The organism is Crocosphaera sp., from assembly GCF_030064895.1.
Taxonomy (GTDB): Bacteria; Cyanobacteriota; Cyanobacteriia; order Cyanobacteriales; family Microcystaceae; genus Crocosphaera.
Genome location: NZ_JASJEB010000048.1, coordinates 43730 through 53450, shown reverse-complemented (window position 1 = coordinate 53450; position 9721 = coordinate 43730). Strand labels below are relative to the sequence as shown.

Annotated in this window: 15 protein-coding genes; 5 read left to right on the top strand and 10 right to left on the bottom strand. The window is 33.6% G+C overall.

The window, feature by feature from the left end:
* Positions 1-89 precede the first annotated feature (89 nt).
* Positions 90-245, bottom strand: a complete 156-nt coding sequence (locus QNJ66_RS13040; RefSeq protein ID WP_300507512.1) for a hypothetical protein — start codon at positions 243-245, stop codon at positions 90-92.
* A 322-nt stretch (positions 246-567) separates the two neighbouring features.
* Positions 568-1146 carry a glyoxalase-like domain protein gene (locus tag QNJ66_RS13035; protein ID WP_300507510.1) on the bottom strand — a complete coding sequence of 193 codons (579 nt, stop codon included), beginning with the start codon at positions 1144-1146 and terminating at the stop codon, positions 568-570.
* A gap of 173 nt (positions 1147-1319) precedes the next feature.
* On the opposite strand from QNJ66_RS13035, the gene QNJ66_RS13030 reads away from it, so the two are divergent.
* Positions 1320-1982, top strand: coding sequence for a cofactor assembly of complex C subunit B (locus tag QNJ66_RS13030; protein ID WP_300507521.1), 663 nt, complete (start codon positions 1320-1322; stop codon positions 1980-1982).
* A 430-nt stretch (positions 1983-2412) separates the two neighbouring features.
* Here the strand turns inward: QNJ66_RS13030 and QNJ66_RS13025 are convergent, their stop codons facing one another.
* The 6 genes from QNJ66_RS13025 to QNJ66_RS13000 form a co-directional block, all read right to left on the bottom strand.
* Positions 2413-2532 carry a photosystem II reaction center protein J gene (locus QNJ66_RS13025; RefSeq protein WP_300507507.1) on the bottom strand — a complete coding sequence of 40 codons (120 nt, stop codon included), beginning with the start codon at positions 2530-2532 and terminating at the stop codon, positions 2413-2415.
* A 36-nt stretch (positions 2533-2568) separates the two neighbouring features.
* Positions 2569-2688, bottom strand: a complete 120-nt coding sequence (locus QNJ66_RS13020) for a photosystem II reaction center protein L (protein ID WP_009544126.1) — start codon at positions 2686-2688, stop codon at positions 2569-2571.
* Between the two features lie 10 nt (positions 2689-2698).
* Positions 2699-2833 carry a cytochrome b559 subunit beta gene (gene psbF, locus QNJ66_RS13015; protein ID WP_300507501.1) on the bottom strand — a complete coding sequence of 45 codons (135 nt, stop codon included), beginning with the start codon at positions 2831-2833 and terminating at the stop codon, positions 2699-2701.
* A 26-nt stretch (positions 2834-2859) separates the two neighbouring features.
* Positions 2860-3105: a cytochrome b559 subunit alpha gene (gene psbE / locus QNJ66_RS13010; protein WP_300507498.1), complete on the bottom strand. Its 246-nt coding sequence runs from the start codon at positions 3103-3105 to the stop codon at positions 2860-2862.
* Positions 3106-3202: 97 nt separating this feature from the next.
* Positions 3203-4195, bottom strand: coding sequence for a photosynthesis system II assembly factor Ycf48 (locus QNJ66_RS13005; RefSeq protein WP_300507496.1), 993 nt, complete (start codon positions 4193-4195; stop codon positions 3203-3205).
* Between the two features lie 77 nt (positions 4196-4272).
* Entirely contained in the window at positions 4273-4620 is a 348-nt protein-coding gene (locus tag QNJ66_RS13000; RefSeq protein ID WP_300507494.1) for a rubredoxin, read from the bottom strand.
* A 520-nt stretch (positions 4621-5140) separates the two neighbouring features.
* On the opposite strand from QNJ66_RS13000, the gene QNJ66_RS12995 reads away from it, so the two are divergent.
* From QNJ66_RS12995 to QNJ66_RS12985, 3 genes are all read left to right on the top strand, one after another.
* On the top strand, positions 5141-5314 hold the full coding sequence (locus QNJ66_RS12995) for a hypothetical protein (RefSeq protein ID WP_300507491.1): 174 nt from the start codon (positions 5141-5143) through the stop codon (positions 5312-5314).
* A 149-nt stretch (positions 5315-5463) separates the two neighbouring features.
* On the top strand, positions 5464-7956 hold the full coding sequence (locus tag QNJ66_RS12990; protein ID WP_300507489.1) for a WG repeat-containing protein: 2493 nt from the start codon (positions 5464-5466) through the stop codon (positions 7954-7956).
* Positions 7953-8438: a DUF3368 domain-containing protein gene (locus QNJ66_RS12985; protein ID WP_300507486.1), complete on the top strand. Its 486-nt coding sequence runs from the start codon at positions 7953-7955 to the stop codon at positions 8436-8438. Before QNJ66_RS12990 ends, QNJ66_RS12985 begins: the two co-directional genes overlap by 4 nt.
* A 7-nt stretch (positions 8439-8445) precedes the next feature.
* On the opposite strand, the gene QNJ66_RS12980 is transcribed toward QNJ66_RS12985, so the two are convergent.
* The gene (locus QNJ66_RS12980) at positions 8446-8667 is read right to left on the bottom strand and encodes a hypothetical protein (protein ID WP_300507483.1); all 222 of its coding nucleotides are present in this window, start codon (positions 8665-8667) and stop codon (positions 8446-8448) included.
* 59 nt (positions 8668-8726) lie between these two features.
* The gene (locus QNJ66_RS12975) at positions 8727-9332 is read right to left on the bottom strand and encodes a Uma2 family endonuclease (RefSeq protein ID WP_300507480.1); all 606 of its coding nucleotides are present in this window, start codon (positions 9330-9332) and stop codon (positions 8727-8729) included.
* A gap of 99 nt (positions 9333-9431) precedes the next feature.
* Here QNJ66_RS12975 and QNJ66_RS12970 point away from each other — a divergent pair, with 99 nt between their 5' ends.
* Entirely contained in the window at positions 9432-9629 is a 198-nt protein-coding gene (locus QNJ66_RS12970; protein ID WP_300507477.1) for a type II toxin-antitoxin system HicB family antitoxin, read from the top strand.
* The last annotated feature ends 92 nt before the right edge of the window (positions 9630-9721 follow it).

The following is a 9721-nucleotide window of genomic DNA, read 5'->3' as shown; positions in this document are numbered from 1 at the left end:
GAATTCGTAAAAAAATTAGTCAATTCAAGTGTCTTCGGGATGCCATAGAAGATGTGCTTCGCACAGTGTCCTAACCGCCTTGGCGGTTGCTATATGTCTTCTCCCACAAGGAAACCTGCTGCCTCTTCCGGGCTACCTGAAGCAATACTGGTTACAGAACCGATATTATCTACCTGAACGGATATGATGGCGGCCTGGGTAGCATCATTAAACCCTATCCCGGCGGATAATGTTAAGGCTGCCACTAAATATTGGACGAAGCTAAGTCTTGTTTTCACGTTTTTACTCTTTTTAACTGAATAATGGCAAAATCAGGGTATAAATAAGATAATCAACCCATATTAACCGTTATTTATCTTTTAATGAAGATAAACGCCCATATTATACCCCCGCCCGCCTATTTTGTCAAGTAAATAATGATTTTTGATGTAATATAATTAGTTTTGTTCTCTATTGTAGGGATGAACACCCGTTGACCCCTACGTAAATTTATACATAGTAGGGTAGGCAAAAATTTCAAATTGTTGAATCTTTTGCCCACCTTAAAGTTTATTTTTATTCAGGAAATTAATTTTTAACTTCTACCATTTCAATAATTCTTTCATCGATATCTTTAACCAAAAAATTGAGTGGTTTTCTGCGACGAACTTTGTATTTTAAACGTCTAGACTCAATTCTTAATAAAATATCTTCTAAACATTCATTATCAAAACAAACATGACGCTGACGTTTTTTCTCCCCGTAACTTGCACCCCCAATAATATGAAGTTGAGTATTTTTTTTCAGTTGATACCAAAGACCATCTCTATTACCATAGTTACTGGTAGCCGTTGCTGTAGCATCTGAAGTCATATAAAAAGGATCAATTCCTGAGGTTCCTAAACTTTGTTCATAATTGTAATAATAGTGAAGAGGAACATCAGCTACATTTAACTGTAGTAAACCCTCATAGAATTGCCTTGCAACCTCTAGATCGGATACCATAATTGTGTAAACTTTCGGTGCGCTAGTGAGAAACATCCACATAGCTAAGCCGTAAGCCGCTAATAACATCACCATGATGCCTTGGGTGGATAAAACGCTGTCAATGGGGAGAAATGCTCCTAAATAATTGAATGTTAGGGGAAGTTGTGTCACTATAGTCATAGATTATAATTTAAGGATTAAAAACGATCCTATTTTGTTTTACTTTACTACAAATTTTGCTTTTTTCAAGGTAGGATAACCGAGCAAAAGTGAGATGTCAAGCTTTATCTCTCAATTTTATCTAATTTTTATCCCAAAAGACAACTAGAAACTATCTTAAAAGTTTAACAATTATTATGGCATCAGATCCTAACCGAATTTTACGATTAATTCCTCTTTTTGCCGGTGCTTTAGGAGGTATACTCTTATTACTAAATCGCTTAACCACAGTACAATTAACTGAGTCTCAAGCAAGATCCGATGTTGTGGGTGTAATTTTAAGTGGTGTCTTAATTTTAGTGGGATTAATTTGGCAACAAATTCAACCGCGATCGCCTGATGCTGTTACTTTGATAGGAGAGGAAGGTATAGAGTTTAATCCTAACTTATCTGATTCTATCAAAACTGAATTGGCTTGGGCTTCTGTGATGCTTTTAAAGAATACTGTAACTCAATCTTTGGTTGTTTATTATCAGGATCAAGTTTTATTGCGTCGAGGTATTTTAGGAGAAAATTCTCAAGTAACTCCTGGTAAAATCTTAAAAAGAGTTTTAGAAACCCAAAAACCTGTTTATTTAGTTAATTTAACTTTGTATCCAGGGAAAATTGAGTTTGATTATTTACCTCTCAACACACAAGGGGTAATTTGTCAACCTTTAGGGAGTAATGGAGCGATAATTTTAGGTGCAAATATTCCTCGTAGTTATACAAAACAAGATGAAAATTGGCTCGAAGGAATTGCCGATAAATTAACTTTAACATTAGAAAGTGAATTAAACCCAACTAAATTACAATAGAAATATCTATCAAAAAAATAGTAAATACAGACAAAAAACAAAGATTTTTAAGAGAAATTATAAAAAATTCAGAAGATAATATATACTTTTTTTTGATAAAAATATCTAACAGTTTAGAAAAAATATACTCAAGGATTGATTATAATCATTCTCAGCAACAAGATATATTATATTATTATATAAAGAAAATAGATGACTTTTTAAGAATTAAAAAAGACACAGATTATTATGTTTCTTGTTTTACTCATAATTGTGACCAACTGAGTCAATGGAGAGGATATGGGAGTTATGCTGTTGTTGGTTTTGATACTCAAAAACTAATTGAAAGTCTTGTTCCTTACCAATGACAATTAAAGAGATAAAAAAATACCGCCCATTAAGAATAATAGGCGGTTATTGAGAAATCATGCTGAAATTTGATAATTTACTTCTACATAGAAGAACCTAAACCAGCATAAGCACCGTAGAAGAAAAGGCCGAGAACGGAAATAGCTCCCATTCCAGCGATTAAACCTACTAACCAAAGGGGAATTTTACCATCTGCAAACATGATTTTACCTCCTAGATATTGCCAAATAAAAATGAATTAGTTAAAGAAATAGCTGGAAAAAAGAATGCCGAGAACTGCGATTAAAAGTAATCCTAAATAAAGGGATGTACGGTTTAATTCGACGGGTTGACGGTTAGGGTTTTGATTTCTATCCATGAATAAACTCCTAGCGTTGAATAAACTGCATAGCTGCGATCGCACCGACAAAGAAAACAGAAGGAACGGCTAAAGTATGAACCGCTAACCATCTAACGGTGAAAATAGGATAAGTAATGGGTTGATTTGGACTGCTGTTTGCCATTGTTTTAAACCTCTTGTAAAATCGAACTACTTATTAAATTCTGTGATCTGGTCTTTTGCTTCAAAACGGTCTTGAATAATGGGTAATTCTTGACGTTCTTGAGTAAAATATTGATCAGGACGGGGCGTCCCAAAAGCATCATAAGCTAACCCAGTGCTAACAAACAACCAACCGGCGATGAATAACATGGGGATGGTGATGCTATGAATAACCCAGTAACGAATACTGGTAACAATATCTGAAAACGGACGTTCTCCGGTAACACCTGACATTTTAACTTTCTCCTCTGAAAATTAATTACGAATGGTAAAGTCTAGTCTACTACGATTTGTGAAACAGTACGATACACTTCTTTAAAAAAAGAAGGTTCTAAGCTGTTTCTGATGTGGGTTCATATTTGAGTAAGACACCATCTTGTCCCAAAATAAAACCTTTTTCGGCATTAACAAAAACGATTTTATAAAGGTTAGAAGGTACGCTTTCGATCGCCCGATCTTTCTCCCAGGTTTCCCCATTATCAAAGCTTACCAATAAGTTACCGCTACCGCCAGCCACCCAAAGCTCTTCGGGGGTACGATAGGCTAAGTCTAGTAAACCCCAACTGGTGGAAGGTTCGGGATAAACCACGTCTTGCCAGTCTTCTAAGTCTTCTGGGGAAGTAAATTGAAGTTGTCCACCTCTGGCAAGTAACCAGAGACCCCCCTCTTCACTGTAACCCATCGATTGCAATCTTCGGGATGAGTTGCGGTTATGGGGAGTCCATTCGCTTTGTCCGGGTTCCCAGGTTGAATAAAAGTTACCCCGCGCAGAAACAGCGACGTAACGACCATCAGGCGATCGCTCAATATTACGGGCAACACCTACAGCACCTTCAACTAGGGCGTTCCAGGTTTTCCCTCCGTTGTCGGTTTTGTAAATAGCACCTAAGTTGGTGACCATTTCGGCGGTTTCGGGAGCGAGAGCAATAACGCCATCTGGTGCGCCGGGAAGTTTCTCACTCAGGGGAATGCGTGACCAGTTTTCGCCACCATCTTCTGTATGTAGCAGGATAGCAGGTTTTCCTGTGATCCAGCCTTCTTCGTCGTTGAAACTAACTCCGGTGAAGCTTACTCTTTCGTCACCAAGTTCTAGTTTCCGTTCTTCCCAGGAGTCTCCTCCATCCTTGGTTTCAAACAAAGCTGCTTTGGTTCCGACTAACCAACCGTGATCGGGATCATCGGTGAAAGCAATGTCTGCAAATGTGACATCGGTTTCCAAGGAAAGGCTTTTCCAAGGGTTATTGAGGGTGGATGGGACTTGACTGCAACTAATGCAAAATAAGGAAATGGCTATTAATATTACAAATTGTTTCAGTTTTCTCATAAATACAAGGTAAATGGACTGATAAAAGTTCGATCTTGTTGGTCAACTCTGTTTCATGCAGTATCCAGGCCAAGGGGTTAACCCAACCCGTATAAACTGAGGAAAAACAGGAAACCTAATGCCAGTCCCCCAAAAATTAGGAGATTTTTTTGATTTGGGGTCAGGTTATTGACACCAAAGCCATAGCTTAGGTTTTCTTGGAAACCGGAGGGGGCGTTGGTTGCGCCAATACTGACGAACTGGTTGGTTTTTGCTCCACAGACTGGGCATTTCCAGTCACTAGGGAGTTCAGAAAAAACTGTTCCAGGGGGAACGTTTCCTTTAGCATCGCCTTTGTTTGGCTCATAAACATAGCCACAGAGACGACATTCGTGGTTAGCTGGTGCGAGTTCAGCTAGGGTCTTTTCTTGGGGTTTTTCAGTCATTGCTCTACTTTAAGCAAATCTTAATATCTATGTTACAAATTATCCCATAAACTTAACAATCTGCACAAATATTGCTATGGCAGGTTATGGTGTGAGCTTGAAAAATTTATGAAATAGCGCGTGTGAGGAGTGTGGGAGGTGTGGGGAGTGTGGGGAGAATTTAGTATATAAATGGCTTGAATTGAATTTAAGATAGTTATTAAATAAACTAACTATTAAAACTGAACTTTTCTCCCTACACTTCTATTTCTTAAGTTTGCAAAGTCTTTATCTATAAACTCAATCTCTTCCTTTTCCATCTGTTCACGGAATCGAAGAGTCATATCCTAAAAAGTATCATTATCATTTATCATTTGTTGCTTATTTTCTGTGTGTACATCTGATAACTTTAAGCTTAGTATTTTAAATAAAGTAGTCATATCTTCCTGAGATAAATAATCAAGGGAGTTAATCATGTCTTGTAATGTCATAGATATATTTCCTTCAAATATAAAATTAGTGAACAGATAAATAATTTTTCATGATTGATGACGTTGTTGTTTATATTCATAATCATCTTAATATTCAAGAGATTATTGTAACACACTTACCAGCGCATATTAAATATGCTCTTATTACTCGCTCTGCTGAAATTAATTATCCTGTTGAAGCATTTATTGAAATGGCGATCGCTAATTTTCTAGACACGGAATAATTGAGTTTTATGGATTGTAAACTAGGGCGAAATTATTAAGTAAAACAAAAGATTTATAGATTGAGTTTCAATTAAATCAATTTCTTCTAAAATGAGAACTAGAATTAATTTTCAGTGGTAGAAAATCTAAATTTTGTTTTTAATGATCTATGAGTGAATTATTAAAGGAAAGATATCGGAAAATTAAACTTATTGGACAAGGGGGTTTTGGTAAAACATTTTTAGCGGTTGATTGCGATAAACCCTCTAAACCACCTTGTGTAATTAAACAGTTTTCTCCGTCTTCTCAAGGGACAAATAGTCTTGAAAAAGCAGAAGAATTATTTAATAAAGAAGCAGCGAGATTAGAAAATTTAGGAAAACATCCTCAAATTCCTGAATTGTTGGCGCATTTTGAACAGGAGCAACAATTATATTTAATTCAAGAATATATTGATGGGCAAAATTTAGCGGAAGACTTAGCAGAGAATGGGGTATGGGATGAAACAGCTATTAAAGAGTTATTAATTGGATTATTACCTGTTTTACAATTTGTTCATGATAATAATCTCATTCATCGGGATATTAAACCAGAAAATATTATTCAAAAATCCGAGGATAAAACTTTTGTTTTAGTTGATTTTGGGGCAGCGAGATATGTAACAGGAACAGCTTTATTAAAAACAGGTACAATTATTGGTGATCCTCGTTATATGTCCGATGAACAATTAAGAGGAAAGACCGTTTTTAGCAGTGATTTATATAGTCTAGGTTTAACCTGTCTGCATTTATTAACTAATATTTATCCTTGGGATTTATATGATGGTCATGAAGGAGAATTTATCTGGAGAAATTATTTAAGAGAACCCATTGATGAGGCGTTAGGTGAAATTTTAGATAAGATGATTGAAAAACCTATTAAAAACCGCTTTCAAAATGCACAAGAAATTTTATCTATTTTACAACCATCTCAGACACAAATTAACCCTTCATTAGATTTATCTAAACCTGCTGAAAGTGTTTCTTTAGAGGAAGAAAATAAAGAAACTGAAACAGATATTACAGTAGATGAAATGCCTATTACTAAAACTGATCCAGTTATTGATATTGATCTAACACCGATTAAATTAGGCGATCTTTGGGGTTATATTGATGCAAAAGGCAAGGTAGTTATTGAACCTCGATTTGAAGAAGCAGAAACTTTTATTGATGGGTTGGCAAAGGTAAGAATTGATAGAAAATATGGCTATATAGATAAGTATGGAAAGATAATTATTCAGCCTAAATTTGATGAAATAGGACATTTTATTGATGGGTTAGCAAAGGTAAGAATTGATAGAAAATATGGCTATATGGATCAATCAAAAACCATAGTTATCCAGCCTAATTATGATGAAACAGGACATTTTATTGATGGATTGGCTAAAGTCAAGATAAATGGAAAGTATGGGTATATTGATAAAAAAGGTAATATAGTTATTAAGCCTAGATTTGATGAAATTGAACGTTTTATTGATGGATTAGCTAAAGTTAAGATAAATAGAAAATATGGATATATTGACAAAAAAGATAATGTAATTATTGAAGCTTGGTTTGATAGTATAGAAACATTTTTAGATGATTTAGCTATAATTTGTATTGATGGAGAATATGGGTATATTGATAAAAAAAGTAATATAGTTATTCAACCTAAGTTTGATGAGATCGGCAATTTTTCTAAAGGTTTAGCTAAGATAAAACTATACGGAAAGTATGGTTATATTGATAAAAAAGGAACAATAGTTATTGAACCTAAGTTTGATGAAATAGGCACATTTTCTGAAGGTTTAGCTAAGATCAGAATAGGTAGGTCTCATGATGGAAAGTATGGGTATGTTGATAAAAAAGGAACAATAGTTATTGACCCTAAGTTTGATGAAATAGGCACATTTTCTGAAGGTTTAGCTAAGATCAGAATAGGTAGTTTGCATGAAGGAAAGTATGGCTATATTGATAAAAAAGGAACAATAGTTATTGAACCTAAGTTTGACCAAATAGGCACATTTTCTAATAATTTAGCTATTATTCGTGTTGGCGAACAATATGGATTGATTAATAAAAAAGGAACAATAGTTATTGAACGTAAGTTTAATAAAATTAGAAATTTTTCAGGTGATTTAGCTATTGTTTATGTTCATAACAAGTGTGGATTAATTGATCAAAAAGGAACAATAATTATTGAACCTAAGTTTCATGAAATAGGCAATTTTTCTGAAGGATTAGCTAGGATCGAAATACGTGAATATCTTGACTTTCCTTCATACAGAAGCAAGTATGGTTTTATTGATCAAAAAGGGAAGATAGTAATTAAACCCAAATTTAATAAAGCCGAAGACTTTAAAAATGGACAAGCTTATGTTGAGAAAGAAGGATTTTTCGGATTACGCAAAGGTTATATTGATAAAAAAGGAAAATGGATTAAATTGACTGAAGAAGAATTGAAGATTGAAATTGCAATTATGCTTTATCAAAAAGAAGAAATAACATTAGGAAAAGCGAGTGAATTAGCAAAAGTTAATCAATTACAATTTCAACATTTATTAGCAAGTAGAGAAATCCCTATTAATTATGATATTGATGACTTAGAAACCGATCTTAAAAATTTAGCTTCTTTAGAAGAATGATCATTCTTAGTAACACATCACCACTAAATAATTTAGCAGCTATTGACCAACTTCACCTATTAAAAGAACTATATTCTAGTATAATTATTCCCTCAGAAGTTTATCAAGAATTAATGGCAGTTGAAACACCAATTCATGTGTCTAACCAAATCAAAAAAGCTCAATGGATTAAAGTTGAGCAGGTGATATCATTAACAACAATTAAACTCCTAGAACAACAATTAGATCGAGGAGAAGCAGAAGCTATTGCTTTAGCACTTCAACTCAAAGCGGATCTTTTAGTTATTGATGAAAAAAAGGGAAGAACAGTAACAAATGGATTTAATATTCCTTTTACGGGAATTTTAGGTATTTTGATACAAGCTAAACAAAAAGGTTTAATTTCAGAAGTAAAACCCTTACTTGATAACTTAAAAACTAAAGCTGGATTTTGGATTAAACCTAATCTATATCAAAATATTTTGCAAAGAGTGAGAGAATAGAAAAACATTATCTCGTATTAGCATCTTCTCGATTAAACTTAAATCCTTTTGTATTTAAAGAGATAGCTTTCAACATCTTTTTTTCTGACTCATCTCCTGATTCTGATAAAGAGTCTGACTCATCCAAAACAATGACACGAATCTTTTTTCCTTCCCATTGAGATGAATATTCTACAGGAAGATTAACTATCCCATCATGTATTACTGTTTCAAATTCAATTGCTTCCATATTCACATAAACCTATTTTAATAGTGTTCAAATTATCAATCAGTATAACGCACTTTTACTTAAAATTCAGAAATTTCTTCTATAAATTCTGCTTCAATAATGAGAGGACTTTTAGTCAGTCCTTGATTAACAAACTTTTCTAGTATTTCAGATGTTAAATTGGATAAAGATTTACTATGAGTAATTTCTGTATATCCTTCGCTTTGTAATTCATAAAAAGTGATTTTATTATTTTTCCAAAACCAAACTTCTTTAACTCCTATAGCTTTATATTTGTTAAGATCATCAATGCTACCACTAGAAAATATAACCTCAATAACTAAATCAGGAATATCTTTATCAGTATTAAAAGCAAAACTAACATCAGGTTCTTTTCCTGCTAATGGTTTATTTTCCAAGCGAGTAGAACCCATAGGAAAATAAAGTAAATTAAACTTTCTACAATAAGCGCATATTAAAATAGCAATAGTTTGGGCGATTCGTTCATGATTTTTACTAGGGGACACTAAAGTAATGACTCTATTAAAATAAGAAATTCTGTAACCTGAATATTCTTCTGAATTGAATTTTTCATAGTCTGTCCAAGTCATTCCTGATAAACTAAAGGTTTGATCTTGTTTTTGAAGATAGTCAATATTTAGGGGAAGTTTTGTATTAATTAACATAATCTAAATCTAGACACTTTACATCTTTTCAAGTAACTAAAAAATATTTTTGAGATACAATAATTATATCATTCCGTCCCAATCATAGATGAAGCAAAAATGAGCTATCAATATACAGCAAAATATACTAAAATACCCTCCGGATATATGGGACAAATTATTGAATGGGAAGAAGTCATTACAGAAGGAAAAGACTTAGAAAACTGTCGCTTAATGTTAGAAGATGCGCTTAAAGAGATGATTCTTGCTTATCAAAAACAAAATAAACCCATTCCAAATTTTAACTATTCTGTATAAACGATCGCATTTTGAGGATGATTACTTAAGATTGTATTTAAAAAACCGAGGTCATATAGAAACAGGGTCTAAACTTATCAGTGGTGTTCCCT

What these genes read in the sequence shown, in the direction of transcription:
- QNJ66_RS12975 (WP_300507480.1), bottom strand. Translation starts at nt 9,332, where the DNA reads ATGTTAATTAATACAAAACTTCCCCTAAATATTGACTATCTTCAAAAA.
- QNJ66_RS12980 (WP_300507483.1), bottom strand. Translation starts at nt 8,667, where the DNA reads ATGGAAGCAATTGAATTTGAAACAGTAATACATGATGGGATAGTTAAT.
- QNJ66_RS13025 (WP_300507507.1), bottom strand. Translation starts at nt 2,532, where the DNA reads ATGTTTGCAGATGGTAAAATTCCCCTTTGGTTAGTAGGTTTAATCGCT.
- QNJ66_RS12990 (WP_300507489.1), top strand. Translation starts at nt 5,464, where the DNA reads ATGAGTGAATTATTAAAGGAAAGATATCGGAAAATTAAACTTATTGGA.
- psbF (WP_300507501.1), bottom strand. Translation starts at nt 2,833, where the DNA reads ATGGCAAACAGCAGTCCAAATCAACCCATTACTTATCCTATTTTCACC.
- QNJ66_RS12970 (WP_300507477.1), top strand. Translation starts at nt 9,432, where the DNA reads ATGAGCTATCAATATACAGCAAAATATACTAAAATACCCTCCGGATAT.
- QNJ66_RS13035 (WP_300507510.1), bottom strand. Translation starts at nt 1,146, where the DNA reads ATGACTATAGTGACACAACTTCCCCTAACATTCAATTATTTAGGAGCA.
- QNJ66_RS13000 (WP_300507494.1), bottom strand. Translation starts at nt 4,620, where the DNA reads ATGACTGAAAAACCCCAAGAAAAGACCCTAGCTGAACTCGCACCAGCT.
- QNJ66_RS12995 (WP_300507491.1), top strand. Translation starts at nt 5,141, where the DNA reads ATGATTGATGACGTTGTTGTTTATATTCATAATCATCTTAATATTCAA.
- QNJ66_RS12985 (WP_300507486.1), top strand. Translation starts at nt 7,953, where the DNA reads ATGATCATTCTTAGTAACACATCACCACTAAATAATTTAGCAGCTATT.
- QNJ66_RS13020 (WP_009544126.1), bottom strand. Translation starts at nt 2,688, where the DNA reads ATGGATAGAAATCAAAACCCTAACCGTCAACCCGTCGAATTAAACCGT.
- QNJ66_RS13005 (WP_300507496.1), bottom strand. Translation starts at nt 4,195, where the DNA reads ATGAGAAAACTGAAACAATTTGTAATATTAATAGCCATTTCCTTATTT.
- psbE (WP_300507498.1), bottom strand. Translation starts at nt 3,105, where the DNA reads ATGTCAGGTGTTACCGGAGAACGTCCGTTTTCAGATATTGTTACCAGT.